Annotated in this window: 28 protein-coding genes and 1 tRNA gene; 19 read left to right on the forward strand and 10 right to left on the reverse strand. The window is 60.0% G+C overall.

Going from position 1 to position 24,284, the window contains the following annotated elements:
• Positions 1-53 precede the first annotated feature (53 nt).
• Genes ACR0FG_RS11150 through ACR0FG_RS11170 form a run of 5 tightly spaced genes read left to right on the forward strand, consistent with a single transcriptional unit; the run spans position 54 to position 3,296 of the window.
• On the forward strand, positions 54-656 hold the full coding sequence (locus tag ACR0FG_RS11150; RefSeq protein ID WP_480892999.1) for a VOC family protein: 603 nt from the start codon (positions 54-56) through the stop codon (positions 654-656).
• Positions 653-1,141, forward strand: a complete 489-nt coding sequence (locus ACR0FG_RS11155; RefSeq protein WP_480893001.1) for an N-acetyltransferase family protein — start codon at positions 653-655, stop codon at positions 1,139-1,141. Before ACR0FG_RS11150 ends, ACR0FG_RS11155 begins: the two co-directional genes overlap by 4 nt.
• 45 nt (positions 1,142-1,186) lie before the next feature.
• Positions 1,187-1,867 (forward strand): TerB family tellurite resistance protein, encoded by a 681-nt coding sequence (locus ACR0FG_RS11160; RefSeq protein ID WP_480893002.1) that lies wholly within the window; start codon positions 1,187-1,189, stop codon positions 1,865-1,867.
• 3 nt (positions 1,868-1,870) lie between these two features.
• Positions 1,871-2,884 carry an endonuclease/exonuclease/phosphatase family protein gene (locus ACR0FG_RS11165; RefSeq protein ID WP_480893003.1) on the forward strand — a complete coding sequence of 338 codons (1,014 nt, stop codon included), beginning with the start codon at positions 1,871-1,873 and terminating at the stop codon, positions 2,882-2,884.
• 37 nt (positions 2,885-2,921) lie between these two features.
• Entirely contained in the window at positions 2,922-3,296 is a 375-nt protein-coding gene (locus ACR0FG_RS11170) for a hypothetical protein (RefSeq protein WP_480893005.1), read from the forward strand.
• A gap of 11 nt (positions 3,297-3,307) precedes the next feature.
• Here ACR0FG_RS11170 and ACR0FG_RS11175 read toward each other — a convergent pair whose 3' ends face one another.
• From ACR0FG_RS11175 to ACR0FG_RS11190, 4 genes are all read right to left on the reverse strand, one after another.
• Positions 3,308-4,852, reverse strand: coding sequence for a Ppx/GppA family phosphatase (locus ACR0FG_RS11175; RefSeq protein WP_170710278.1), 1,545 nt, complete (start codon positions 4,850-4,852; stop codon positions 3,308-3,310).
• A 49-nt stretch (positions 4,853-4,901) separates the two neighbouring features.
• Positions 4,902-5,591, reverse strand: coding sequence for a P-loop NTPase family protein (locus tag ACR0FG_RS11180; protein ID WP_480893007.1), 690 nt, complete (start codon positions 5,589-5,591; stop codon positions 4,902-4,904).
• Entirely contained in the window at positions 5,592-6,665 is a 1,074-nt protein-coding gene (locus ACR0FG_RS11185; protein ID WP_480893009.1) for an AI-2E family transporter, read from the reverse strand. It abuts the gene before it with no gap.
• A gap of 107 nt (positions 6,666-6,772) precedes the next feature.
• A complete protein-coding gene (locus ACR0FG_RS11190; protein WP_480893011.1) occupies positions 6,773-8,137 on the reverse strand; it encodes an FAD-dependent oxidoreductase in 1,365 nt (454 codons plus the stop codon).
• A 168-nt stretch (positions 8,138-8,305) separates the two neighbouring features.
• On the opposite strand from ACR0FG_RS11190, the gene proS reads away from it, so the two are divergent.
• On the forward strand, positions 8,306-9,646 hold the full coding sequence (gene proS, locus ACR0FG_RS11195; RefSeq protein ID WP_480893013.1) for a proline--tRNA ligase: 1,341 nt from the start codon (positions 8,306-8,308) through the stop codon (positions 9,644-9,646).
• A gap of 21 nt (positions 9,647-9,667) precedes the next feature.
• Here the strand turns inward: proS and ACR0FG_RS11200 are convergent, their stop codons facing one another.
• A complete protein-coding gene (locus ACR0FG_RS11200) occupies positions 9,668-10,027 on the reverse strand; it encodes a hypothetical protein (protein ID WP_170710273.1) in 360 nt (119 codons plus the stop codon).
• Positions 10,028-10,419: 392 nt separating this feature from the next.
• On the opposite strand from ACR0FG_RS11200, the gene ACR0FG_RS11205 reads away from it, so the two are divergent.
• Together ACR0FG_RS11205 and ACR0FG_RS11210 are read left to right on the forward strand one after the other, a co-directional pair.
• A complete protein-coding gene (locus tag ACR0FG_RS11205; protein ID WP_480893015.1) occupies positions 10,420-11,706 on the forward strand; it encodes a lipoprotein-releasing ABC transporter permease subunit in 1,287 nt (428 codons plus the stop codon).
• On the forward strand, positions 11,699-12,385 hold the full coding sequence (locus ACR0FG_RS11210) for an ABC transporter ATP-binding protein (RefSeq protein WP_480893017.1): 687 nt from the start codon (positions 11,699-11,701) through the stop codon (positions 12,383-12,385). The genes ACR0FG_RS11205 and ACR0FG_RS11210 overlap by 8 nt, the downstream gene beginning before the upstream one ends.
• Here ACR0FG_RS11210 and ACR0FG_RS11215 read toward each other — a convergent pair.
• Positions 12,369-12,806, reverse strand: a complete 438-nt coding sequence (locus ACR0FG_RS11215) for a DMT family transporter (protein WP_170710595.1) — start codon at positions 12,804-12,806, stop codon at positions 12,369-12,371. The two genes, ACR0FG_RS11210 and ACR0FG_RS11215, sit on opposite strands and share 17 nt — an antisense overlap.
• 96 nt (positions 12,807-12,902) lie before the next feature.
• Here ACR0FG_RS11215 and ACR0FG_RS11220 point away from each other — a divergent pair, with 96 nt between their 5' ends.
• The gene (locus tag ACR0FG_RS11220) at positions 12,903-13,310 is read left to right on the forward strand and encodes a c-type cytochrome (protein WP_480893019.1); all 408 of its coding nucleotides are present in this window, start codon (positions 12,903-12,905) and stop codon (positions 13,308-13,310) included.
• 5 nt (positions 13,311-13,315) lie between these two features.
• Here the strand turns inward: ACR0FG_RS11220 and ACR0FG_RS11225 are convergent, their stop codons facing one another.
• Complete coding sequence (locus ACR0FG_RS11225) at positions 13,316-14,002, reverse strand: hypothetical protein (RefSeq protein WP_170710269.1); 687 nt, start codon at positions 14,000-14,002, stop codon at positions 13,316-13,318.
• 42 nt (positions 14,003-14,044) lie between these two features.
• The gene (locus ACR0FG_RS11230) at positions 14,045-14,707 is read right to left on the reverse strand and encodes a DNA-3-methyladenine glycosylase I (RefSeq protein WP_480893020.1); all 663 of its coding nucleotides are present in this window, start codon (positions 14,705-14,707) and stop codon (positions 14,045-14,047) included.
• A gap of 371 nt (positions 14,708-15,078) precedes the next feature.
• On the opposite strand from ACR0FG_RS11230, the gene ACR0FG_RS11235 reads away from it, so the two are divergent.
• From ACR0FG_RS11235 to ACR0FG_RS11255, 5 genes are all read left to right on the forward strand, one after another.
• Complete coding sequence (locus ACR0FG_RS11235) at positions 15,079-16,029, forward strand: ABC transporter substrate-binding protein (protein WP_480893021.1); 951 nt, start codon at positions 15,079-15,081, stop codon at positions 16,027-16,029.
• Between the two features lie 10 nt (positions 16,030-16,039).
• The gene (locus ACR0FG_RS11240) at positions 16,040-17,089 is read left to right on the forward strand and encodes a betaine/proline/choline family ABC transporter ATP-binding protein (RefSeq protein ID WP_170710266.1); all 1,050 of its coding nucleotides are present in this window, start codon (positions 16,040-16,042) and stop codon (positions 17,087-17,089) included.
• Complete coding sequence (locus tag ACR0FG_RS11245) at positions 17,086-19,152, forward strand: ABC transporter permease (RefSeq protein ID WP_480893022.1); 2,067 nt, start codon at positions 17,086-17,088, stop codon at positions 19,150-19,152. The genes ACR0FG_RS11240 and ACR0FG_RS11245 overlap by 4 nt, the downstream gene beginning before the upstream one ends.
• Positions 19,153-19,258: 106 nt before the next feature.
• Positions 19,259-19,924 carry an NnrU family protein gene (locus tag ACR0FG_RS11250; RefSeq protein WP_480893023.1) on the forward strand — a complete coding sequence of 222 codons (666 nt, stop codon included), beginning with the start codon at positions 19,259-19,261 and terminating at the stop codon, positions 19,922-19,924.
• Positions 19,925-19,996: 72 nt separating this feature from the next.
• A complete protein-coding gene (locus ACR0FG_RS11255; protein WP_480893024.1) occupies positions 19,997-20,518 on the forward strand; it encodes a DUF2478 domain-containing protein in 522 nt (173 codons plus the stop codon).
• Positions 20,519-20,597: 79 nt separating this feature from the next.
• Here the strand turns inward: ACR0FG_RS11255 and ACR0FG_RS11260 are convergent.
• Positions 20,598-20,681: transfer RNA gene (locus ACR0FG_RS11260), tRNA-Tyr, on the reverse strand.
• A gap of 116 nt (positions 20,682-20,797) precedes the next feature.
• On the opposite strand from ACR0FG_RS11260, the gene rlmB reads away from it, so the two are divergent.
• The 5 genes from rlmB to ACR0FG_RS11285 all read left to right on the forward strand — a co-directional run bounded on the left by rlmB (position 20,798) and on the right by ACR0FG_RS11285 (position 23,712).
• Entirely contained in the window at positions 20,798-21,571 is a 774-nt protein-coding gene (gene rlmB / locus ACR0FG_RS11265; protein WP_480893025.1) for a 23S rRNA (guanosine(2251)-2'-O)-methyltransferase RlmB, read from the forward strand.
• A 96-nt stretch (positions 21,572-21,667) separates the two neighbouring features.
• Positions 21,668-21,859: a hypothetical protein gene (locus ACR0FG_RS11270; protein ID WP_480893026.1), complete on the forward strand. Its 192-nt coding sequence runs from the start codon at positions 21,668-21,670 to the stop codon at positions 21,857-21,859.
• A 168-nt stretch (positions 21,860-22,027) separates the two neighbouring features.
• On the forward strand, positions 22,028-22,399 hold the full coding sequence (locus ACR0FG_RS11275; RefSeq protein ID WP_480893027.1) for a YHS domain-containing (seleno)protein: 372 nt from the start codon (positions 22,028-22,030) through the stop codon (positions 22,397-22,399).
• Between the two features lie 299 nt (positions 22,400-22,698).
• Entirely contained in the window at positions 22,699-23,169 is a 471-nt protein-coding gene (locus tag ACR0FG_RS11280; protein WP_480893029.1) for a CoA-binding protein, read from the forward strand.
• 84 nt (positions 23,170-23,253) lie between these two features.
• Positions 23,254-23,712: a GFA family protein gene (locus ACR0FG_RS11285; RefSeq protein WP_480893032.1), complete on the forward strand. Its 459-nt coding sequence runs from the start codon at positions 23,254-23,256 to the stop codon at positions 23,710-23,712.
• A 9-nt stretch (positions 23,713-23,721) separates the two neighbouring features.
• Here ACR0FG_RS11285 and ACR0FG_RS11290 read toward each other — a convergent pair whose 3' ends face one another.
• The gene (locus ACR0FG_RS11290; protein WP_480893034.1) at positions 23,722-24,282 is read right to left on the reverse strand and encodes a hypothetical protein; all 561 of its coding nucleotides are present in this window, start codon (positions 24,280-24,282) and stop codon (positions 23,722-23,724) included.
• Positions 24,283-24,284: the final 2 nt, after the last annotated feature.

The following is a 24,284-nucleotide window of genomic DNA, read 5'->3' on the forward strand; positions in this document are numbered from 1 at the left end:
AAATCTTATGCTAGAGAATCTTCGACGAAGATTTTCTAGCCGGGAGGGCGCATATGAAACTGGATCATCTGGCAGTTGCTGGCGAAACGCTGGGAGAGGCCTCGGCCCATCTGGAACAGGTGCTGGGCATTCAATTGCAGGACGGCGGCAAGCACGAAAAGTTCGGAACCCATAACCGGCTTCTGGGTCTGCGCGACGGGCTCTATCTGGAAGCCATCGCCATTGACCCACAGGCCCCTAATCCGCAGCGCACCCGATGGTTCGACCTGGACCGGTTTCAGGGCGCGCCGCGCCTGACCAACTGGATCTGCCAGGTGCCGGATATCGAGGCGTCTTTGACGGTGTTTCCCGATGGCGTCGGCCAGCCCATTGACCTCAGCCGGGGCGCGCTGCGCTGGCGCATGGCGGTGCCGCCAAACGGGCGTCTTCCGTTCGACAACCTGTTTCCCGCGCTTATCCAGTGGCAGGGCGATCTGCATCCGGCGCGGATGCTGCAAGACAGCGGCTGCCGCCTGCGTCGCCTGATTGTCAGCCACCCGGATGCGCTGGAACTGGCCAAATGCGTGGGGGCGCTTGACTACGTTGCCTTCGATAGCGGTCCGGCGGCGCTGCGCGCCGAGATCGAAACGCCGCACGGGTTGCGTGTGCTGGAATGAACATCCGGCAAGCCAGACTTGAAGATGCGCCCGCAATTGCCGCGATCACCAACGCAATCATCCGCGATACACTGGTGACTTTCACCACCGATTTGCGCAGCATTGAAAGCATTGCTGCCGACATAGAAACCCGGGGTGCCGCATTTCTGGTTGCGGAACGGGATGGCAGCGTCGAGGGCTTTGCGACCTACAATGCCTTCCGGTCGGGCCCCGGATACGCACATTGCAAAGAGCATTCGATTCAACTGGCACCAGAAGCCCGAGGTCGCGGCGCCGGCCGCGCGCTGATGGCTGCCTTGGAATCGAATGCAATCGCCGAAAACGTCCACGTCCTGATTGCGGGCGTGTCTTCGGCCAACCCGGATGCAATTGCTTTCCACGCCGCACTGGGGTTTGTCGAAACCGGCAGACTGCCCGAAGTGGGCCGCAAATCGGACCGGTGGCTGGATCTAGTCCTGATGCAGAAAATTCTGACCCCGCAGTGATCTGTCGCACCTGACAGTTGCGATCCGGCGCGCTAGGGTTCCCTCATGTCGATCTGGACCAGAATATCCGACGCGCTCAGTGCGCTTGCCCAGGGCGAAAGCCTGACGGCGGTTTTTGAGAAACTGCGAACGCCGCCCGAACGGTCGGTGGCCTTTGCCATTGCCGTCATCGCGCTGGGGGCCAAGATGGCCAAGGCAGACGGGCAGGTGACGCGCGACGAAGTCACCGCCTTTCGCGAGGTGTTTCAGATCGCCCGTGAGGATGAGGCCGGGGCCGCTCGTGTGTTCGATATGGCGCGCACGGATGTGGCGGGCTATCAGGACTACGCCCGCAAGGTTTCAAAAATGTTTGCCGATGACAGCACCACGCTCTGCGATTTGATGGAGGGGCTGTTTCACATCGCCATGGCGGACGGCTTCTATCACCCCAACGAAAACGAGTTCTTGGAAGAGGTTAGCCGCATCTTTGGCCAGACCGAGGCGCAATTTCTGGCCCTGCGTGCGCGATTTGTGCCAGATGCTCCGAACGACCCATACACCGTGCTGGGGGTCCCCCGCGATGCACCCCTACCGGAAATTCGCAAGGTCTGGCGGCAACTGGTGCGCGAGACACATCCCGATGCGATGATGGCCCGAGGCGTCCCGGAAGAGGCCGTGCGTCTGGCCGAAAAGAAGATGATCGATATCAACCGCGCCTGGGATGAAATCAACGGCGCACGGGTCTGAACCATGCGTCTGGCGACCTACAATATCGAATGGTTCGCCAATCTATTTGACCGCAATGACAAGCTGATTGCTGATGACAGCTGGTCGGGGCGTCACGACGTCACCAAGGCGCAGCAGATCGAGGCCATAGCCAAGGCGCTGACGGCTGTGGATGCGGATGCCATCCTGATCGTCGAGGCCCCCAATACCGGCAAATCCCAGAACACCGTCCGCGCCCTGCAACGCTTTGCCGAGACATTTGATCTGCGGACCTCCAACGCGGTCATGGGCTTCGCCAACGACACCCATCAGGAACTTGCGCTGCTGTATGATCCTGACGTCGTGAAACTGCGTCATGACCCCAAGGGCGATCCCGCGGGGGATACAGGCAGCCGCGACGCGCCCCGGTTCGATACCGTCTTTCGCATTGATCTGGATGTGGATGCGACCGAGGATTTCGTGCGGTTCTCGAAACCCCCGATGGAACTCGCAGTTGAAACCCGCGCCGGCAACACATTCCGACTGATCGGCGCGCATCTCAAGTCCAAGGCCCCGCATGGGGCAGCCTCGCGGGACGAGGCGATCCGTATTTCGATTGCCAACCGGCGCAAGCAATTGGCGCAAGCCATCTGGCTGTCGCAACGGGTCAAGGCGCATATCGCCGACAATGAGCCGGTCGTCCTGCTGGGGGATCTGAACGATGGTCCGGGGTTGGATGAGTTTGAACATCTCTTTGGACGCTCCTCGGTGGAAATCCTTTTGGAAGCAGGTCTTTACGACCCCCATGCGGTGCAATCACACAGCCAGCGACTAGGCCCCACCTTGTCAACGGCGCGGTTCGCCCGCCCTGATCAAGGGGAGTATCTCGAGGCGCTGCTGGATTACGTAATGGTCAGCCACGATTTGCGCGGACGCCAGCCGAACTGGCGCATCTGGCACCCATTTCGCGACGCGGCTTGCTACGACAACGCTGAACTCAAAGCGGCGCTGCTGGCGGCGTCAGATCATTTCCCGGTCACGCTGGACATCGATCTGTAACCTTTCAACCCTGCCTGTCCTCGCCTATATTCCATTCATGCAACGCCTTCTGCTCATCTCCGCGACAATCGTCGCAACATCACTGCCCGCCTCGGCGCAAGAGGATGATGGCAAATCGCTGATGGAAAGAGGGGCAGAGCTTTTTCTGGAAGGCCTGCGGCAGGACATGGAGCCGACGCTGGAAGAGCTTCTGGGGCTTGCTGATCAGATCGGTCCCGCCATGCAATCATTCCTTCAGGAGATGGGTCCTGCATTGGCCGAACTTGCAGCAGAGGTTCAGGATTGGAGCGCCTACGAGTTGCCCGAGATGCTGCCCAACGGCGACATCATCATCCGCAAAAAGCCAAAGCCCAAAAAGCCGACCCCACCAGAGCAGCAAGAAGCCACCCCCGAATGGTTCACCGACATTTGAGGCGGCATCGCCTAGCCACGCATGATCACGCGTATTTCCGATTTCAGCGCGCCTGCCAGCGAGTTGAGGCGCGCTTCGGCCACTTCGTTGAACAACGGGGCTGCGGCCTTGGGCAAGGTCAGTTCCAGCTTTTGCTTTTTGGGATAGAACCGCAGTTTCCCCATCGTCGCGTCCGGCTGCATCCACAACATGGCGCCGAATCGCATGGCTTTGCCCAGAATTTCCGCCTCTTGCTGTCCGCGTTCGTCCAGCAGTTCGTACATCGGAGTAAAGCGATTATCTTCGCGCTTGTTGCGGTATCGGTGCTGCAGGGCCAGACCGATAAACACGCGCTCGGAATGTTTCAGCCCGCTCATATTGGCGCGGGTGACGTATTCGAAACAGGCTTCGGCCCGATAATCGGGATGGGCGCGCCAACTGACGTCATGCAGCAGGCAGGCGGCCTTTATCAGGCGCAGCTTTTGCGGTGGCGCGGATTTGAACAGAGGCATCACGAAATCGAACAGATGCTTGCCGAACCCCGGCAGGCGGGCATCCTTGGCCTCGGCAAAGCGGCTGGCTTCGATCAACGGGTCGCGGTCCCGAAGGCGTTGTGGCATTTGCTGATACAGCAGCCCCTCGCGAATACCGTAGCTTGAGACTGCGATATCCTTGGGTTTGAATGTTCGGATCAGCCGCGACAGCACATCCATCGCATAAGGGATCAGCGCCATGCGCGAGCTTGAGACGCCTGCTGCAATGCGCAGCGTTTCCGGGTCGCCCTTTTCTATGAATTTGATAGTCTCGCGGACCGAGTGATGGGTCATCCGGTATTCGTGCAGCACGTTCAGCGGATACCCCCGGCGCAGCATGTCCAGCCGTGCAAAGGCGCGCCAGCTGCCGCCGACCAGAAACAGACGGTCGCGCTGCGGGCCCATCTGATCGCGCATCTCTTCCAGCGTTGCCTTGATATGCGCCTTGCGCGCGCGCCGCCCGCCCTTGATATCGCGCAGCTTGAGCGGCCCGAGCGGTGATGTCATCCGCCGACCCACATCCCCTTCACCGATCTCGGCCAGTTCGACAGACGAGCCGCCGATATCGCAGATCAGCCCATAAGCACCGGGCCAGCCCAGCAACACGCCCTGTGCCGACAGGCGGGCCTCTTCCTCACCGTCAACGACGCTGATGATCACACCGGTCTGCGCCTCGACCTCGCGGCAGAACTCGGGCCCGTCTTCGGCCTCGCGCACGGCGGCGGTGGCGACGGCGTGCAGGGCAGGCAGGCCCAGATCCTTCGCTAGCGCCTGAAACCGCAAAATCGCGGCCAGCGCACGCTCGCGCCCGCGCGGGTTCAGGCGACCCGTGTCGGACAGTCCGGCGCCCAATTCGCACATGACCTTTTCGTTGTAGAAATAGGCAGGCGAACGCGCCGCGCCATCAAAGATCACCATCCGGACCGAGTTTGAGCCCACATCCACAACGCCGACCCGAGATAGCGCCCGCGCGCCCGGATCGTCAAACAACGGTTTGCCAAACGGGCCGTAATCCGCTGCGTCAGTCTCGGCGGTTTTGTCCATGGGATCCCCAATCCTTGCGGCGTCAGGATGCGAAATCGTCAACTCTGGGTCAATCATCGGAATCGCCGTCGGCGTTCAGTGTGTTCAATACGCGCACCGCCAGCGCACGGGTGATGTCGCGTTTCTCGCTCAGCGCCAGATCGTCGAGATGTTCGACCACTTTTGCCGCAGCCTCAAAACTGCGATCCATGTGCTTGACCAGATAGGCAATCACCTCGGGCCCAGGGCTTAGCTGACGGTCTACAAACAGCTTTGCCAGCACGGCGCCCAGCAGCGCATCGTCGGGGCTTTCCAGCGCCACATGGTGCGCGCCCTGAACCCGGCTTTGCAGATCGGGCAGCGACAGGTTCCACAGATTCGGAACCAACCGCCCTGTCATCAGCAGGGCATTGCCCTCGGCCAGAACCAGATTGTGCAGGTGGAACAGGGTTTTCTGCTGCTCGGCATCGCCGGCGATCAGGGGCACATCCTCGACCGCAATGGGCCTTTGCGCCAGTTCGGGCACATCGTCATAGCGCAGGGCGACCGACGGGATGATCCGGCCCCCGGTTTCGGCAGCCCAGACATGCGCCAGATGGGTCTTGCCCGCCCCGGCAGGTCCACTGAGAACCAGTTTATTGCCTGGCCATGACGTGGCCGAGATCATCGCGACCGCCAGCGCATTTGCGGGCGAAACAAAGAAATCCTCGCGCCCCAAGGCGGTCTTGGACGGCAGATCAAAGCTTAGCTGCGTGGCCATTTACTCGTGGTCCTGTGCCTGTCCTTCAAGGCCGGTATACAGGCGACTTTGCAGATACTGAGCCGTGGCAAATCGTGCCAGAACACCAAGGGCTGCCGCCACCGGGACGGCAATCAGCATTCCGACAAATCCGAACAGTGCGCCAAACACGGACAGCGCCAGCAGCAGCCAGACCGGGTGCAGGCCAACCGAACTGCCAACCAGTTTGGGGGTCAGAAAGTTACCCTCGGTCACTTGTCCAACCATGAAGACCCCGGCGACCATAGCAACATGGGTCCAGTCGCCCCAGAACTGAAACAGCGCCAGACCGATAGCAAGGCTGCCGCCGATCAGCGCGCCAAGATAGGGGATGAACGTCACCAGACCGGCGATGAAGCCGACGATCAGACCAAATTGCAGGCCAACCACCATCAAGGCGACTGCATAATAGGTGCCCAGGATAAGGCAGACCGTACCCATCCCGCGCACGAACGAGGCCAGCACCGCATCAATCTCGCCCGCCAGCCGTTTGATCGTCGGGGCGTGGTCGCGCGGCAGCAACTCGCCCAGACGCGCGATCATCCGGTCCCAGTCCATCAACAGGTAAACCGCCACCACCGGAACGATGACCAGCAACACCACCACGTTTATCGCCGACCCCAGCGAGGCCAGCACGGTTTGCAGCACGTCCCCGGTTTTGGATTTCAGCGTTTCGCCGAAAGAGACCAGCAATTGATGCGTGTTCGACTCGCGATCCAAAAGCGCCGGGAACTGTTTTTCAATAAATGCCCGCAACTCTTTGAACAGATGCGGTAATACGTCGATCAGGTCCAGAAGCTGCGTGATCAGGGCGGGCACCACCATCAGGATCATCAGCACAAAGCCCAGCACGCCCACGACCGTGATCAAACCGGTTGCCGCCATGCGCGACAGGCCCAGTTTTTCCAGCCGGTCGGCCACCGGATCAAGGAAATAGGCAATCGCGCCACCTATGACAAAAGGCAACAGCACATCGCCCAGCAGCCACAGGATCAGGATAAAAACCGCGGCAGCCACGCCCCAGTATCTGAGCTGATCCTTAACCGGCAAAGCCATCGCATGTTCCCCTGTTACGGCGTCCCAAGGCGTTCTTGACCCAATGAAGCTTGCGATGCAAGGGCTTCATGGGGCAGGGGAAACGCCATGTTTCCGGCGATCAAAACTCAGAACACGCGGACACCCTGCCGGTCGAGTTCGGCGTGAACGGGGCTCAGGTTCATCTGGTCAGGATCCTGGTTGGTTTTCAGCGACAGCGCGGCAGCAATTCCGGCACCTTGCCCCATGACTGCGCAGCAGGCCATGTTGCGCGTCGCCGCATGAGCCACCCGATCCGCCCCGTGCGAGCGGCCCGCGACCAGCAGGCCCTTGATCCCTTTGGGCAACATCGAGCGATAGGGGATCTGCATATACCGCCCCGTCGTCGGCAGGATCAGGATGCCATAGCCGTCGATGAATTCGGGGTAGATGCCGATCGTGTCCTCGAACCGGCCCTGATGGCGGGCGTCATCCTCGGTCATGTTGTAAACGGCGTCGATCTTGCGGGTGTCGCGGATACCGATGGTCATGCCGAAATTGCGCAGCCGGGCGTTTTCACAGCCGGGCATGAAGCGCCGCAGGGCCTCGATGGCCAGCATGGATTGACGCCGCCCTTCGATCTCGCCGCGCGTCATGCTGTCGGGGTCGGTGCCGTCGATCTGATCCAGATGGATCAGGTTCATATAGGTCAGCTCTCCGGTATCATGCATCGCGCCCCAAGTGCCCGCGATGGTGTTCAGATGTGGCGGGATCAGACCCTGATCAATGGCCTGCTGGAACGGTTTGTAGACGAAGGGCGAGAACATGTCGTCCTCTTTGCCCGAGGTTTCGATGTTCCATTCACCACCGCCGCCCCAGTCCTTGTAGGTCTGCGGGTCGGCCTTGACGCCTTCCATAAAGGCGCGCTTGTCGACACCGGCCAGATGGAACATGACCGAGGCCGCCATCATCTTCTCCGGCGCGGTCTTATGCGTCGGCGCGCCCGCGCGATGGGCCACATCGGCATCCCCGGTGGCGTCGATCACAACGCGGGCCAAAATCGCCTCGCGCCCGGCCTTGGATTCAGTAATCACCCCGGTGATCCGATCCCCTTCCATGATCGGAGCGACGAATTGACGGTGCAGCATGGGATGCACGCCCGCCTCTTCGATCAGACGGTCGGCGACCAGCTTGAACCCTTCGCTGTCCAGCTCATAGCTGAGCGACTGGCTTTCCGGAACCGCCGCACCCATCTCCTTGGCGCGGGTCTCAAACTCCATGCCGATGCCGCCAGCTTCGACGGTCTGTTCGTGGCGGTACCAGGCAAAGCCTTCGACGCCAACGGCGGTGATGTTACCGCCCATGCAGCCGAAGCGGTCCATGATCGTCACCTCGGCCCCTGCGCGGGCGGCGGCCAACGCTGCGGCCAGCCCGGCGGGGCCAGAGCCGACGACCAGAATATCCGTATGGTGGACCACCGGGATCTGACGGGCGGGTTCGGTTATAGTCTGCATCGACGCCTCAGGATTCTAAGTTTTTGCAACATTTTAGTTTCCTGATTGACGGGTCAACAAAAATTGCGACGTGCCAACGGTCGCAAAAAGGTCAAAGCATGATTGCCCCCGGCGGGGCTTTGGCATAATCACCTTTTGATGTCCGAATTCACCTTTGAAGGTTAAACAATGCGCCTCAGCCGTTACTTTCTGCCCGTTCTCAAGGAAAACCCATCCGAGGCTCAGATCGTCAGCCATCGGCTGATGCTGCGCGCAGGTATGATCAAGCAGGCCGCAGCCGGTATTTATTCCTGGCTGCCCATGGGTTTCAAAGTGCTGCGCAAGCTGGAAAACATCGTGCACGAGGAACAGGCGCGCGCGGGGCACATCGCCATTCAGATGCCGATCCTGCAATCGGCGGACCTGTGGCGTGAATCCGGGCGGTATGACGATTACGGTCAGGAAATGCTGCGGATGAAAGACCGGCATGATCGAGACATGCTGTATACGCCCACGGCCGAAGAGCTGGTGACGGATATCTTCCGCGGCCACGTCAACAGCTACAAGGACCTGCCGCTGACGCTCTACCAGATCCAGTGGAAATTCCGCGATGAGATTCGCCCGCGTTTCGGCGTGATGCGGGGGCGCGAGTTCTACATGAAAGACGGCTACAATTTCGATCTGACCAAAGAAGACGCGCTGCACGCCTATAATCGCCATCTGGTCAGCTATCTGCGCACGTATGAGCGCATGGGCTTGCAAGCGATCCCGATGCGTGCGGATTCCGGGCCCATTGGTGGCGATGACACGCATGAATTCCTGGTTCTGGCCGATACCGGCGAATCCGAGGTGTTCTATGACAGCGCCGTCACCGATTTGACCTTCGGCGACCGGGACATCGACTATAACAACCGCGAACAGTGTCAGGCGATCTTGGAAGAGTTCACCTCGAAATACGCCCGCACCGACGAAACTCATGACGAGGCGCTGTTCAACCAGATCCCCGAGGAACGCCGCCGTGTGGCGCGTGGGATCGAGGTTGGCCAGATTTTCTATTTCGGCACCAAATATTCCGAACCTTTGGGCGCAACGGTCCAAGGCCCCGATGGCAAACCCGTCCCTGTCCATATGGGCAGCCACGGCATCGGCGTCAGCCGCCTGATCGGCGCGATCATCGAGGCCAGCCATGACGATAAAGGTATCATCTGGCCCGAGGGCGTGACTCCCTTCCACTGCGGGATCGTCAATCTGAAACAGGGTGATGACGAGGCGGACGCGGCCTGCGAAAGCCTCTATAACGCGCTGACGGCACTGGGACTTGAACCGCTCTATGACGACCGCAACGAACGTGCAGGGGGCAAGTTCGCCACCATGGACCTGATCGGTCTGCCCTGGCGGATCACCGTTGGCCCGCGTGGTTTGAAAAACGGTGTGGTCGAGCTGACCAGCCGCCGCACCGGCGAAAGCGAAGAGCTTAGCCCCGAAGCCGCAGTCACAAAAATAGCGGAAATCTACGCTGGCATCGCCTGATCACGGCGATGCGACAGCCTTTTATGACCCTTTGACTGTTGGCCGAACGGCCAGCAGATCACCATCGGCATTGCGGCCTCGGGCCACCACGATGGGACGGCCCATCTGGCGCACCAGATCGCTTAGCTCAAAGCCCAGAAACCGCAGACCGCAGACCCGTTCATTCGTGGCGTGATCCGTGATGCACAGGGATCCCTGACGGAATGCCAGACGATATCCCTTGTCCTTAAGGATCTCCTTAAGGCTGCCCCAGCTCGCGGCAGTTGCGAACAAAGGACGTATCGCTGCACGCAGCAACGCCGCCGTTTCGCAATCCAGTTCTGATGATGCCTTGCGGGCCAAAACAGGGCCCGGTTCATAAAACTCTTCTTGAATACCCATGAGCGACCTCCCGCTCTTACTCTTTAAAATGTGTCCCCCGAACTATAGGGTGACAAAGTTACACAAAATTAGCAAATGGCGAAACAAAATTGCGTCGTTAATGTTGCCTAACGGACTCGCATTTTCATTCGATTGCTCACATTGACTTCATAGCTGAAACAATGACCCGAAGTCTGTGAAGGACTTCACAACTGTGAGTTTATCGCCATGAAATCGTATTCTCGGTTGGCTGGTGCGGTTTCGGCGGCAGTCAGCGATGATTCGTGACCAAATGCACCGAATGACGCTCGCGGTTGCGGGAATCCTCTGTTAGCTGTGCCGCGATCCCCGAACGGCTTGACCAACCGGAGATTTGCCGAAAAGGTCGCCGCAAAACAAATGCCGGAGCAGTGATGGCCAAGACGCCCCCGCCTTTTGCCCCATTCGAATGGAAGATCGCCTGGCGCTATCTGCGCGCCCGCCGCGCCGAGGGCGGCGTCAGTGTCATGACGTGGATTTCGCTGATCGGGATCACGCTGGCGGTTTTTGCACTGATCGCGACACTGGCAGTGCGATCCGGGTTCCGGTCAGAATTTGTAGGTACCATTTTGGGCGCCAACGCGCACGTGACCGTCTACACAGCGGGCGAGATTGACGCGCAGGGCAGGGTGGACCGAACGCTGGCCGACTTTGATGCCATGGCCACCCGAATTGCTAAGGTGCCGGGTGTTGAACGCGCGGCCCCTTTGGTCAAAGGTCAGGTTCTGCTGACCAACCGCGACCGCAGCACCGGGGTCGAAGTCTATGGCATCCGCCCTGACGATCTGTTCAGCCTGCCGGGAATTGCCGACAGCGATCAGGCTTACGGAGACTTGTCGCAGTTCGAAAATGGCATCGCCATCGGGTCCGGCGTGGCCCGCGCCATTGGCGCAACGGTCGGTGACCGGGTCAGGATGACGTCGCCTAACGGGGTCAGAACGGCCTTTGGCACTTCGCCTCGCGTAAACGCCTATGACGTCGTCTATGTGTTTTCCGCCGGTCGCTATGACATCGACCGCACGCGGGTCTACATGCCCTTTGCCGAGGCGCAGAGCTTTTTCAACCGCGATGGTGTTGCGGACGAGATCGAGGTGATGGTCGAAAAGCCCGAAGCGATGGACCCGGTACTGATCCCGATCCTTGAAGCCGCCGGCGAACGCTCACAACTCTGGACGTGGCGCGACGCCTCGGGTGGGTTCCTGCGCGCGCTTGAAGTTGAGGACAACGTGATGTTCATCATCCTGTCGATCCTCGTCCTGATTGCGACGATGAACATCGTTTCCGGCCTGATCATGTTGGTCAAGAACAAGGGGCGCGACATCGGTATCCTGCGCACCATCGGCCTAAGCGAAGGGTCGGTGCTGCGCGTGTTCTTCATCTGCGGTGCGTTCACCGGGATCATCGGCACAGCGATGGGCGTCATTCTGGGCTGCCTGTTCGCGCTCTATATCGATCCGATTTTCTCATTCGTGAACTATGTGATGGGTGGCGGTGTCTGGGACCCGGCGATCCGTGGCATCTATGCGCTGCCTGCGGAATTGCACCTGTCGGATGTTCTCAAAGCCGTGGGATTGTCTTTGGGCCTCTCCTTCCTTGTCACCTATTTTCCCGCCCGCCGTGCCGCGCGGCTGAACCCGGTTGAGGCGCTGCGCTATGAGTGATGTGAGATTGCGGCTGAACGGCCTGACCAAAACCTATCTCAAGGGCACTCCCGGCGAGGTGCAGGTGCTGCGCGGTGCAAATCTGGAGCTGCGCGCGGGCGAGGCTGTGGCGCTGGTGGCCCCTTCTGGTGCGGGGAAATCAACGCTGCTGCATATCGCGGGGCTTTTGGATTCGCCGGATGCGGGCGCGGTCGAAGTGGCCGGGCAGGCCGTGACCGGCAAAGGCGACCGCACCAGAACCGCCATCCGGCGGCAAGATGTGGGCTTTGTCTATCAGTTCCACCATCTGTTGCCCGAGTTCACGGCGCTTGAAAACATCGTCTTGCCGCAACTCGCCAACGGCAGTTCGGACAAAGCTGCAAAGGACCGCGCGATGAGCCTACTGGACCGGGTAGGGGTCGCCCCGCGCGCTGATCACCGTCCGGCGGCGCTTTCGGGGGGCGAACAGCAGCGCGTGGCCTTCTGCCGGGCGCTTGCCAATGCTCCTCGGGTGCTGTTGGCGGACGAACCGACAGGCAATCTGGATCCCGAAACCTCGGATCAGGTGTTCGATGCGCTGATGTCTCTTGTGCGCGAGGCTGGCCTGTCCGCGTTGATCGCGACGCACAACCTGGACCTCGCCGCGCGCATGGACCGGGTGGTGCGGCTTGAGGGCGGGTTGCTCAGGCCAGCTGAGTGATTGCGACACCGATCGCCATGACGGTGATGCCGCCCGCGCGCATTAATGTCAGCGGCGTGACCTGAGCGCCAAACAGGCCGAAATGATCAATCGCCGCCGTGCTGATCAACTGCCCCAACAGGACGAAAAATACCGCGTTGCCGACCCCGAAATGGGGCGCGACATGGGTGATCGACAACACGTAGAACGCGATCAGAACACCGGCCAGCAACAGATGTTTCGGCGCTTGCGCCACCTTGGCAAAGGCGTGACCGCCGGGCAGCACAAGCAGCGTCAGCGCCGAGGCCGCAAAAGCGATGGCAAACAAAATGACGGCTGCGGTTGTTGGTGATCCGATGATGCGGCCAAGGGCTGCGTTCAACGCGGCAAGGATGGGAACACCAATGCCCGCCGCCAGCATGATCGCTGCGTAATGTGTCATGAACCGCCCCTTTGCGCTGAACTCGTTGATCTGGATCATTGCGACTTCGCGCCCACCGGGCAAGCCTGCAAATGTCGGATTGCGAAGGAGGAAGCGATGACAGGCTGGCCGGTTAAATCATGTGTTGTGGCGGCGGTTCTTTCTGCATCAGCGCCCGTTTGGGCGCAGGATGCCGAGATCGGCGAAGAGATTTACAACCACTATTGCGCGACCTGCCACGGATTGGACGCGACCGGGCACGGACCAATGGCCGGTGTGCTTGTAATCCAGCCCGCCAACCTCAAATCGCTGGCCGATGCGGATGGCAAATTCCCCACCGCCCGGGTCGTGGCGCGGATCGATGGGCGCGACCCTCTGGTCAGTCATGGCAGTCCGATGCCGGTCTATGGCCCCTATTTCGAGGGGCAGGATACCGCGATCAAAACACCTGCGGGGCAGCCCATATTGACCAGCAAGCCGATTGCCGATCTTGTCGCCTATCTGAAAACCCTGCAGGGGGAATAGGAAGTTTAGCCGCAAATCCCCTCGATCTCGGCCTCGGCCCAGGGCAGCAACACGGCACTTTCGCGCCTGTTTCCGGGCAGCGCGGCCAGATCGAAATGCGGTTCCAGCATGTCATGCAGCCTCTGGGTGCGCGACGCGCCCGGATCCAGAGCACGACAGCAGACATATTCCTCGACGATCGACCCTTGCTGTTCATAGCCATAGGCCAGAAAATCCGCCGAGGTCTCAAGGTCAAACAAATACGGGTCGTCCTGACGCCCATGCTCGGCAGCAGCGCGCAGCGGGTGATATCCGGTCGTTTTGCGGTTCTGCCACTGCCAGACATGGGTTAGCTCATGCGCCAGCAACATGGCGGCGATCAGGTTCATCCGGTCGGGGTATTCCGACATATAGTCGTCCAGATACCAGTCCCGGGTGAAATAGACCCGGTTGAACAGGGCAACGGCTGCGGGCTTGCCGGTGACGGTTTCGGTTTTCACCGGTGGCAGGATCAACTCGCGACAGGCCAATCTCGGACGCGCCTTGCGGGTATAGGTGATGGCCGCGACGGGCGCGCCTTTGACCAGCCGCACACGGTCAAGGTCAAGCGTTTTGCCGTGAATGTTCCCGGCAAATGCGCGCTCTTGATCGGTCAATTGGCGACCGCAGGATGCAAACAGGATCAGGATCAAAATCAGAAAAAAGCGCGCCATAGTCACAAGCCTAATGCGCGTGCCCGTCGCTGCAAGCCGTTTTCAAAGGCTCATGGCCAAAACCCGGCTGATTTCCGTCAGCGACCTGCCCGACTGTTCCATCCAGATGTTGAACGCGTCCTGCACGGCGGCCATTGCCTTTTTCGACGTCGCGGGTTTGTCGATCACCCCCTCGGCGATCAGCCGCGCTGTCACATCGCGCGACAGGATAAAGCTGTCACGCCCCGCAAAGCGCATCGCGTATTGCGCCGAGGCCCCGCCCAGCCGCGATCCGCGCTTGCCAAGCATCGCCAGCAGCCCGACATAGTCGGTCGATGGCCAGCCGCCCAAAACAGCTCCGGCCCCGCCTTCCTCGCGCAGTTCCAGAAGGAAGGCTGCATTGTCGCGGACTGACGCGATCTTTGTCCCATTACGGACAATTCGTGTGTCCTGCAGCAGGGCGTCGAATTTTTCATCATCCATGAAGGCGCAGCGACCGACATCAAACCTGTCGAACGCGGTTTCAAAGCCGTCCCACTTGGCCTCGATCACTTTCCAGCTAAAGCCCGCCTGAAAGACCGTTTTGGTAATGATGGAAAGCCATCGGTCCTCGGGCATCGCCGCAAGTTCTGCCGCTGATTTCGGCCTCTCCAGTTTGCTGTCCAGCGCCTGTGACCCGCCATGGCGCTCTGCTGCCAGCGCATAGATCTGATCGAAATGTTGCATCGCAAATGCCCTCCACCCAACAAGAGTTGTTATTCCACCATGGCTTGGCAAGGGGAATTCGTCTGCGTTTTGCGTGTCGAAACCGGGGTCCGGCAGGCCAGCGCAAACAATTGGGAAGTTTTGTAATTGACTGGTCAATCAATTTCCCGCAATCTGCCGCCGTGAAAGACCAGGCACGCGTGGTGACGTATTGGTTGGGCAGGGAAGAAAGGGCCGGATGCCGTGGCTGTTATGATTTAACGGCGACGCCAAATGGTCCCTTTTTAATGCCCACCCGATCGTGCATGTTGCGGTAGAGCTTCGGCGACTGAATGTTCTGCGGGTGAACCCACTGCCGCGCGGGGCAAATAATAAAGACAGGGAGAAAAGCAATGAAAAAACTTGGTGTGAGCCTTTTGGCATTGACCGTAGCAAGCGCTGCCGGTGCGGCGGATATGGGCGCCGTGGATGAGCCGATCAAACTGGCGATCAACGAATGGACCGGTCAGCACGTCACCACCCATGTTGCAGGTGAGATGTTGAAAGCCGCAGGCTACAATGTCGAATATGTAACTGCAGGTATGATGAACCAGTTCCAGGCTTTGGCCGATGGGGACATCACGGCGACGCTTGAGATTTGGTCGTCCAACGTATCCGACGAATATGCCAAGAAAATTGACGAGGGCACCGTTGTTGAAATCGGCGATCTGGGCCTGGATGCCAAGGAAGGCATCGCCTATCCGGCCCACGTTGCCGAACTGTGTCCCGGCCTGCCCGCATGGGAAGCCCTGAAAGACTGCGCCCAGGTTTTTGCAACTGCCGAGACGCTGCCGGGTGGCCGTCTGGTCGACTACCCCGCGGATTGGGGCACCCCCGGCGCGGATCGTATGACCGGGCTTGAGTTGCCGTTCAAAGCGGTTCCCGCCGGTTCCGAAGGCGCCCTGATCGCAGAACTGCGCGCCTCGACCGAGCGTAAGTCGCCCTTGCTGATCACCTTCTGGCAGCCGCACTGGGCGATGTCCGCCTATGACGTGCAGTTCGTGGAACTTCCGGCCGGGGAAGAGGCGTGCTTTAACGACCCGGCATGGGGACCGAACCCGAATGCGGTGAATGATTGCGACTTCTCGCCTTCGCGCATCTTCAAAGCCAGCTGGAGCGGTATGGAAGACAAATGGCCCGCCGCCTATGAGATCCTGTCGAACTATGAACTGGCGGTCGAAGACCAGCAGCCGATGATGGGCGCAATCGACGTGGACGGCGGCAAGGTCGAAGAGGTTGTGGCTGCATGGATGGCCGAGAACGAAGGCAAGTGGCGTCCCGTCGTTGATGCCGCAACCAACTGAGCCCGCTTAAGTGACTGACGCAAATACGCCAGCCATCGCCTGCCAGAACCTCTGGCAGGTCTTTGGCCCCGGCGCTGACAAAGCCCTGACCGACGCGCTGGCTCGGTCAGGGAATGACACCGACAAAGCTGCCGCCGACCTGCGCGAAGCCGGGTTTATCCCCGCCGTGCAGGACGCCAATTTCGAGGTCCGCGAGGGCGAGCTTTTCGTCATCATGGGCTTGTCTGGCTCGGGTAAGTCGACGCTTATCCGCTGCATCTCACAACTCCTGCCCGGTACGGGCGGAGAAATCCGTGTGGATGGTGAAAACGTCATTGGGGCCTCGAAAAAAGTTCTGACAGACCTGCGCCGCAAAAAGCTGGGCATGGTGTTTCAGCATTTTGGCCTGTTCCCGCACATGACCGTTGCCGAAAACGTGGCCTATCCGCTGCGTGTGCAGGGGGTCGGCAAAAAAGAACGCCTGACCCGTGCGCAAGAGGTGATTTCTCTGGTCGGTCTGGAAGGTCGCGAGGACAGCTTCCCCCGGCAGCTCTCGGGCGGCCAGCGCCAACGCGTGGGCATCGCACGCAGCCTCGCCGTGAACCCCGACATCTGGTTTCTGGACGAACCGTTCAGCGCGCTCGACCCGCTGATCCGCCGCCAGTTGCAGGATGAATTCCTGCGCATTCAGGCGACGCTGAAAAAGTCCATCGTGTTCATCACGCATGACATTCAAGAAGCCCTGAAGCTGGCCGACCGCATCGCTATCATGCGCGACGGCAAGATCGTGCAGATCGGCACGCCCACGGATATCGTGCTGCGCCCGGTTGACGATTATGTGCGCGAGTTTTCCAAGGACGTCGCCAAAGGTCAGCACGCAAAGGTCGCTTCGGTCATGCGCGATGATGATCAGCGGGGGCCGGACGATCCGGGCCTGACCACCAACATGACCTTGGACGCCGCGTTAGCCCATTGCATGGAATTGTATGAGCCCGTCCCGGTACGCGATGCCGAGGGCAATATCGTTGGCACGGTCCATCCATCGGATCTTGCAGCGGCCTTGCAGGTGGATGAAACATGACGGCGTTGTCAGAGGTAAACGCTCCACCCATGGCCCGGTTGACGGCCGGAGCACAAGCGGCGCTGATCACCGTGATCGTCGGCGCAATTTGTCTCGCGCTGGAAGGGGTCGCACCCTGGCTGGTCAAATGGCCCGCCGCGTGGGAATTGCCTGCGACCCAATGGGTTGGCGGATTTCTTGATTGGTTTCTGAACGGAATCAAACCCGCCGCGCGGTTGTTTTCCGACATTATGGCCTATCCGATGAACTGGGCCAATTTTGTGCTGGGCAGTACGCCTTGGCCGATCCTGATCGGTATCGTGACAGCGCTGGGCTGGTATCTTGGCGGCCTGCCAATGGCCGCGCTTGGGTTTCTGGGCCTGAGCTTTGTACTTGCCTCGGGGTATTGGGCCGAAAGCATGAACACGCTTGCGCTGGTCGCCGTTTCGGTGCCCGTGGCGCTGGTTCTGGGCGGAGCAATCGGCATCCTTGCCAACGAAGTGCCCCGGGTAAAGTCGTTCGTGCAGGCGGTGCTTGACGTGATGCAGACGGTGCCAACCTTTGCCTATCTGACGCCGCTCTTGCTGCTGTTTGGGTTTGGCCCCGTGGTCGGCCTGATCGCCTCGGCCATCTACGCCGCCCCACCGATGGCACGCAATGTCATGCTGGGGCTGGAACGGGTCGAGCCCGAGATCAAGGAAGCCGCCATCATGTCGGGCGGCACGAGGTTCCAGCAGCTGTATCAGGTCGAAATCCCGGCCGCCACGACGCAGATCATGGTCGGTGTGAACCAATGCCTGATGGCTGCCCTTTCTATGGTGATCATTGCCGCCGTCATCGGGGGTTTCAACGACATCGGTTGGGAGGTTCTGCTGACCATGCGCAAGGCGCAGTTCGGCGAATCCCTGATGGCTGGTCTGGTCATCGTGGTCTTTGCGGTGGTGATCGACCGGATGAGCGGCACACTGGCGACCGAGCGCAAACGCTATGACAGCCGCGTCGTCTGGGCGATGCTGGGTTTTGCGGTGTTGTTCACCGCCGCCTTCTGGGCGTGGTTGCCCAACCCGTCCGAGCTGACAGTGCTGGACCCAATGGCCGCGGCTATCGACAGCGGCCTGACCGCCTTCACGCAGGCTAACGGGCCGTGGCTGGATGCGCTCAAGAACAACTCGCTGTTCTACGTGCTGCTGCCGCTACGGATCGGATTGGACCAGGCGGTGCTGCCCTTCACATGGGGCTTCGCTTGGACGCCCGCCATGAGCTTCGGGCTCTTTGCCGCCGCTGGCGCAATCGCGCTGCTGATGGCATGGCGCGGGCATCTGACCGGCGGTCTTATCGTTCTGATCCTGATCGGAATGCTTGAAACCGGTATCGCCAACTTGCCCTGGCCCTTTGTCCTGACCGGCGCTGCGGCGCTGGGCTGGGTCGCGGGCGGCTGGAGGCTGTCGGCACTGGTTGTCGGGCTTCTGTGCACAATCCTCGTGTCCGGCCTGTGGGAGAGGGCGCTGCTCTCGCTCTATCTCAGCGGCGCGGCGGTGTTTTCCTGCGCTGTGGTTGGCGGGCTCTTCGGTCTTGCCAGCGCGGTCTGGGGGCCGGTCTGGACCATCGTCCGCCCGATTTGCGACATGCTGCAGACCATCCCGCTGTTTGTCTTCCTGATCCCGGTCCTGATGGTGTTCCAGATCGGCGAGTTCTCGGCCTTCCTTGCCATCTGTGCCTATGCCATCGTCCCGATGATCCGCTATACCCGGCACGGGTTGGTCAATACACCGGATGAGATGATGGAGGCTGCAATCTCCAGCGGCGCGACCGAGTGGCAGATCATGCGCGACGTCCGCGCGCCCTATGCTGCGCCGACCATCCTGCTGGGGCTGAACCAGACCATCCTCTATGCCTTTGCCATGCTGGTAATCGCCGCGCTGATCGGAACCACCGGATTGGGTCAGTCGATCTATCTGGCGCTGGGGCAGGCGGATGTGGGGCTGGGCATTTCAGCCGGGGCAGCCATGGCAATCCTTGCCCTGATCGCCGACCGCATCGTGCAGGGCTTTGCCGAGGAACGTCGTCAAGCGCTGGGCCTTTGATTATGGGGCAGGGCGATCTATCTGCCCTGCCTTACATTTGATTTCGAACAAAGACCGGTGCGTCTTTGATGCTTTAGGCAGGGCGCAACACGTTCCCGAGGTAACCATGACCGGTTGGACCCCTTTCCTAGCAGCATTGATTGCCTTCCTGCTCAGCCACACCATTCCCGCTCGTCCGGCGGTGCGTGGCTGGCTGATCGGAACCCTTGGCAAACGGATGTATTTCACCGCCTATTCCTTGCTGTCTCTGGTGCTGCTTGCATGGCTCGTCATAGCCGCCGCAAACGCGCCCTATGTCGAAGTGATCCCGCCGCAGCCATTACTACGATGGGTTCCGGTCCTGATAATGCCCGTTGTCTGCTGGCTGGCGGTTGCGGGCCTGTCCATACAGAACCCGTTCTCTTTTGGTGGTCTGGGCAATCAGCCCTTTGCCCCCGACGTCCCCGGCATCCTGCGCACAACCCGCCATCCGATTCTTGCTGCGCTGCTGCTGTGGTCCGGCGCGCATCTTCTGGCCAATGGCAGCCTGTCCCATGTCATCCTGTTCGGGCTGTTCGCTACCTTCGCCTATCTCGGCATGGTTATTCTTGACCGCCGAAACACACGCGTGATGGGCGCTGATTGGGCGCGGCTGTCTCGCAACACCCACCGCCTTTCGCTGTATCCGCCGCGCCCATGGCCGCGCCCTTGGGTCTGGATCACCGCTATAGCCGCCTATGCGGCCCTGCTACACCTGCACCAACCCGTGATCGGTCTTTCTGCGTTGCCTTAGCGCGCAGAGTGGTCGGCACCGCCCAACCGTGCTATCTGGAATGCCAAACTAGGAATTTTCGGGGGTTTCCCAATGCATCTGGCCTATGTCACCACCACCGATCGCGGCGCGACCGACCGGCTTCTCAGCGCCGTGGCTGAACGCCTGCTGGCGCAGGGTGCCAAACTGTCCGGCGTCGTCCAGACCAACACCGAATGCGCCGATAACTCGAAATGTGACATGGATCTTCGGATTCTGCCGGATGGGGACACCGTTCGCATTTCGCAATCGCTGGGCACCCATTCGCGGGGCTGCCGTCTGGACCCGGCGGCGCTGGAACATGCGGCGGGCTACGTCACTGCATCGCTGGCCGACGCGCCGCAGTTGTTGATCATCAACAAGTTCGGCAAGCACGAATCCGATGGCCGGGGGTTTCGCCCCGTAATCGGCGAAGCGCTGGCCCTCGACATCCCCGTTCTGGTCGGCGTCAACGGTCTGAACAAGGACAAGTTCGTCGCTTTCACCGGCGACGCCGCCGAGGAAATAAATCCTGATCTTGAGGCCATTCTGGAATGGTTCGAACGGATCGACATGCAAAGAACTGCGGCGGCCTGATCGTAGAATCGACCACTCGTCAACGGTAACTCGCGCAATGCAAACCACCATCTACGGAAAGTTCCATCCTTTGGAAAGATGGTGGGCGACCCTGGAATCGAACCAGGCGTGCGTCTCCGCGAGGGAGTTACAGTCCCCTGCCACACCTTGCGGCCTGTCGCCCACTGTCAGGCGTTGCACCTGACGTGGAGGCGTGATTACAAGCGCACCCAGGAAGCGTCAACAGGAAAATACCGCTTTGACGCAGGAAACCTATGTCCCGGCCCGGAGGCCCAAGTCATGAAGAAACCCAAGTGGGTTGTCGAGAAGGAACAGGCGCGAAAAGCGGCGGCCTCGGAAACGGTCTGGCTGTTCGGTCTACACGCTGTTCGCGACGCGTTGATGAACCCGAACCGTCAAAAGCTGCGCCTGATCGTCACCCGAAACGCGCGGGATAAACTGGCTGAGGCGATTGAGTTCGCGGGGATCGAGGCCGAGATGGTCGATCCGCGTAAATTCACCGCTCCGATCGATCCGGGCTCGGTGCATCAGGGGGCCGCGCTTGAGGTGAAGCCGCTGGACTGGGGCGGGTTGGCCGAAAACTGCATCGGTTGTGAAAACCCGCGTGTGCTGCTTTTGGATCGTGTGACGGACCCGCATAACGTGGGGGCGATTCTGCGCTCGGCTGAAGTGCTTGGCGCCAGCGCCGTGATCGGCACACGGCATCATTCGGCGCCCGAGACCGGTGCACTGGCCAAAACCGCCAGCGGAGCGCTGGAACGTCAGCCCTATCTGCGGGTGCGCAATCTGGCCGATACGATCATCGAATTGCAAGGCATGGGATTTCTTGTGCTGGGGCTGGACGGCGAGGCCGACCAGACCATCGAAGCCGCTCTGACGGGGCGGCACAACCATCCGGTCGCGCTGGTTCTGGGCGCCGAGGGTCCGGGTCTGCGGCAGAAAACAAAAGAAACCGTTGATCATCTGGTCAAGATTGACGCGGCAGGTGGATTTGGGTCACTCAACGTCTCAAATGCAGCGGCAATTGCCCTATATGCATCGGTACACAGATAACAGGAGGCCCCCATTTCCGGACCCCAGAAAATCGCCACCTGCTGCTATTGTGGCACCCGCGCCGCGCTGGTTCTGAAAGGCAAGCAGCAGCACGAGTTGAGCTGTTCCAGTTGTGGAGCGCCGCTGCATAATCTCAAGATGATGCCAAAGTCCAAGCTGAACGATCGGCCAAAGCAGAAATACAAAGTTTCGCACCAGCCTGAAAAGCAGAAGAAACGAAAGAAAAAGGGCCTGTTTTCCCGCGTGCTGGATGAAGCCTGGGACGTGATCGAGGATGTGTTCGACTAACAGCCGTTCACAACGACGTCATGGGGGTTTTCGGTGCCATTGGAAATATGCATTTTAAAGCCCTCATAAAATGAACCGATGAATCATCTGATGTTGTCCCGACGCGCCTTTGTAACCAGTCTGTCCTCTCTTGCCATTGCGCCTATGGCGTGGGCACAAGAAAAGCCTATGTTCTATGCCAATAACGGCGTAGCGATTTCGGGCTATGACGCCGTATCCTATTTCCGGGTCGGAGAGCCGGTTGCGGGTCACGCGGATATCGCCCTGATCTGGAAAGGGGCGCGCTGGCAATTCGCATCCGAGGAAAATCGCGACCGGTTCGAACGCAATCCGCGCGCCTTTGCGCCTCAGTTCGGCGGCTATTGCGCCTATGCAATGATTCACGGCAATCTCAGCAGCACCGATCCTTCAGCCTGGCAGATTGTTAAGGGCAAGCTTTATCTGACACATTCCGAACAGATCGAGCGGATCTGGAAGAAAAACGTCTCGCAAAACATTCGCGCGGCCGAAGATCACTGGCCTCTTGCCCTCTATCAATAGTTGGCGGATTTCCGCTTTTCGTGATCTGTCATCACAAAAATGCGCGTACCCTCTTTTTTTCTCCGAACTTATGCCTAAATGTCACAGTGACCGCGGAACGGAACTGCCGCGGGTCATTTCACTGTCCCTCGTTCCAACAACTGGCGCTCAGGATTTTCCTGAGCGCTTTTTTCTTGGGCCCGCGGATCAAAGCGTTTTGCGTTTTATCTGAGACAAAGCTATCGAAATGCGCGTTCGACCGGAGGGAGAGGCAGCGTATTTCGATTCAAATCAAATGCAAAGCGATCTAGGGTCACGATATGACAGACTATTCCGACGATTTTCTGAAACGCGTCCTGCGCCGAACCAAGACTGTGGCGGTTGTTGGTGTGTCGATGAACCCGGTGCGGCCCAGCTATTATGTGGCGCGGTATCTGTCGCTGAAAGGATACACGGTGATCCCGGTAAATCCGGGTCATGCGGGCAAGACGTTGTTTGGTCAGACGGTGCGCGGGGCGCTGTCGGATATATCGGAACCGGTCGACATGGTTGATATATTCCGCCGCTCCGAAGCCGTGCCGCCAATAGTGGACGAGGCGCTGGCGCAGTTCCCCGACCTCAGCACGATCTGGATGCAGATCGGTGTCAGCCATGCCGATGCCGCCGCAAAGGCACAGGCGCGCGGTGTCGATGTGGTGATGAACCGCTGCCCCAAGATCGAATATCAGCGCCTGTTTGGCGAATTGCGCATGGGTGGCTTTGCCACTGGGGTAATCTCGTCTAAGCTATGAGATGCCGCCATTTGCGCCAATCGGCGCGGCGCGAGAACTGATTTCCCCTGACCGCAAAACCCAATGGAAAGCAAGCGATTGTCTATGGCATTTCCCCAACCTCCTTACGAAGGTGCCTGCCTCTGCGGGTCCGTGCAGGTTCGTGTGACCGCGCGGCCCCTTTTGACCGTGGCCTGTCACTGCCGCGACTGCCAGAAGCTTAGCGCCAGCGCGTTTACCCTGACCACCATGTTCCCCCGCGACGCCGTTTCCTGTACCGGCGCGTTGGTTCGGGGCGGGCTGCGTTCTGACGGGCGGGCGCATTACTACTGCAAATCCTGCCTGAACATTGTCTATTCCCGGCTTGACCGGGCCCCCGACCGGGTCAACCTGCGCACCTCGATCCTGAATCAGGCCGCATCGTTCGACCCGTTTGTCGAGGTCATGACTGATGAAAAGATGCCATGGGCACAGGTTCCCGCCGTTCACAGCTATGCCAGCGCTCCGGCCAGCCTTGATGAATTGCAATCCCTCATGGACGCTTATTCCCATCACGCGAACTAGATCACTGGTTCAATTCGCCAGCCCCAACCGCGCCACATGTTCCAGACGCCGTTTTTCCAGAACAACCTCGCGCGGGACCCAGTCATAGCGGGTATCCTCGGGCAGGGGCGACCAGTACAGAACCCCGCCGTATCGCCACGGGTCCAGCACGACGCCCTCATACATGCTCTCACCCTTACGGCTGATGATGGCGGTGCTGTGGTCGATGCGAAACGGGTTATCCGCGTTAGCGATGGCGCGGTGCATGTCCAGCGTGCGGAATTGCTCCTGATCCAGCCGCCGTTCAATGTCCTCGGCCCAGTGCCAGCACAGGCCCCGAGGGCGCAGACCCTTGTTGACCTTGGCATTGTGGATCAGGGGCGGATCCGTAATCTCGTATTCCTGCACCAGTTGCGCGGTATAGGCATAAGCGATCTGCGCGGCACGGGTGGCTTCTTCGGGGTCAATATCCGGCCCCAGGCTCTGAATTTCTGCCGCCAGTCGCTGCACTTCATCGCCCGTCGATGGCGGCGGCGTGGCACAAGCGGCAAGGGTGGCAAGCGCGACTGCAAACACCAATGTTCTGATCATGC

This window comes from Ruegeria sp. E1 (assembly GCF_056534225.1).

Excerpts from the sequence above, each read along its gene's own strand:
- ACR0FG_RS11150 (WP_480892999.1), top strand. The coding sequence starts at position 54 with ATGAAACTGGATCATCTGGCAGTTGCTGGCGAAACGCTGGGAGAGGCC.
- ACR0FG_RS11155 (WP_480893001.1), top strand. The coding sequence starts at position 653 with ATGAACATCCGGCAAGCCAGACTTGAAGATGCGCCCGCAATTGCCGCG.
- ACR0FG_RS11160 (WP_480893002.1), top strand. The coding sequence starts at position 1,187 with ATGTCGATCTGGACCAGAATATCCGACGCGCTCAGTGCGCTTGCCCAG.
- ACR0FG_RS11165 (WP_480893003.1), top strand. The coding sequence starts at position 1,871 with ATGCGTCTGGCGACCTACAATATCGAATGGTTCGCCAATCTATTTGAC.
- ACR0FG_RS11170 (WP_480893005.1), top strand. The coding sequence starts at position 2,922 with ATGCAACGCCTTCTGCTCATCTCCGCGACAATCGTCGCAACATCACTG.
- ACR0FG_RS11175 (WP_170710278.1), bottom strand. The coding sequence starts at position 4,852 with ATGGACAAAACCGCCGAGACTGACGCAGCGGATTACGGCCCGTTTGGC.
- ACR0FG_RS11180 (WP_480893007.1), bottom strand. The coding sequence starts at position 5,591 with ATGGCCACGCAGCTAAGCTTTGATCTGCCGTCCAAGACCGCCTTGGGG.
- ACR0FG_RS11185 (WP_480893009.1), bottom strand. The coding sequence starts at position 6,665 with ATGGCTTTGCCGGTTAAGGATCAGCTCAGATACTGGGGCGTGGCTGCC.
- ACR0FG_RS11190 (WP_480893011.1), bottom strand. The coding sequence starts at position 8,137 with ATGCAGACTATAACCGAACCCGCCCGTCAGATCCCGGTGGTCCACCAT.
- proS (WP_480893013.1), top strand. The coding sequence starts at position 8,306 with ATGCGCCTCAGCCGTTACTTTCTGCCCGTTCTCAAGGAAAACCCATCC.
- ACR0FG_RS11200 (WP_170710273.1), bottom strand. The coding sequence starts at position 10,027 with ATGGGTATTCAAGAAGAGTTTTATGAACCGGGCCCTGTTTTGGCCCGC.
- ACR0FG_RS11205 (WP_480893015.1), top strand. The coding sequence starts at position 10,420 with ATGGCCAAGACGCCCCCGCCTTTTGCCCCATTCGAATGGAAGATCGCC.
- ACR0FG_RS11210 (WP_480893017.1), top strand. The coding sequence starts at position 11,699 with ATGAGTGATGTGAGATTGCGGCTGAACGGCCTGACCAAAACCTATCTC.
- ACR0FG_RS11215 (WP_170710595.1), bottom strand. The coding sequence starts at position 12,806 with ATGACACATTACGCAGCGATCATGCTGGCGGCGGGCATTGGTGTTCCC.
- ACR0FG_RS11220 (WP_480893019.1), top strand. The coding sequence starts at position 12,903 with ATGACAGGCTGGCCGGTTAAATCATGTGTTGTGGCGGCGGTTCTTTCT.
- ACR0FG_RS11225 (WP_170710269.1), bottom strand. The coding sequence starts at position 14,002 with ATGGCGCGCTTTTTTCTGATTTTGATCCTGATCCTGTTTGCATCCTGC.
- ACR0FG_RS11230 (WP_480893020.1), bottom strand. The coding sequence starts at position 14,707 with ATGCAACATTTCGATCAGATCTATGCGCTGGCAGCAGAGCGCCATGGC.
- ACR0FG_RS11235 (WP_480893021.1), top strand. The coding sequence starts at position 15,079 with ATGAAAAAACTTGGTGTGAGCCTTTTGGCATTGACCGTAGCAAGCGCT.
- ACR0FG_RS11245 (WP_480893022.1), top strand. The coding sequence starts at position 17,086 with ATGACGGCGTTGTCAGAGGTAAACGCTCCACCCATGGCCCGGTTGACG.
- ACR0FG_RS11250 (WP_480893023.1), top strand. The coding sequence starts at position 19,259 with ATGACCGGTTGGACCCCTTTCCTAGCAGCATTGATTGCCTTCCTGCTC.
- ACR0FG_RS11255 (WP_480893024.1), top strand. The coding sequence starts at position 19,997 with ATGCATCTGGCCTATGTCACCACCACCGATCGCGGCGCGACCGACCGG.
- rlmB (WP_480893025.1), top strand. The coding sequence starts at position 20,798 with ATGAAGAAACCCAAGTGGGTTGTCGAGAAGGAACAGGCGCGAAAAGCG.
- ACR0FG_RS11275 (WP_480893027.1), top strand. The coding sequence starts at position 22,028 with ATGTTCTATGCCAATAACGGCGTAGCGATTTCGGGCTATGACGCCGTA.
- ACR0FG_RS11280 (WP_480893029.1), top strand. The coding sequence starts at position 22,699 with ATGACAGACTATTCCGACGATTTTCTGAAACGCGTCCTGCGCCGAACC.
- ACR0FG_RS11285 (WP_480893032.1), top strand. The coding sequence starts at position 23,254 with ATGGCATTTCCCCAACCTCCTTACGAAGGTGCCTGCCTCTGCGGGTCC.
- ACR0FG_RS11290 (WP_480893034.1), bottom strand. The coding sequence starts at position 24,282 with ATGATCAGAACATTGGTGTTTGCAGTCGCGCTTGCCACCCTTGCCGCT.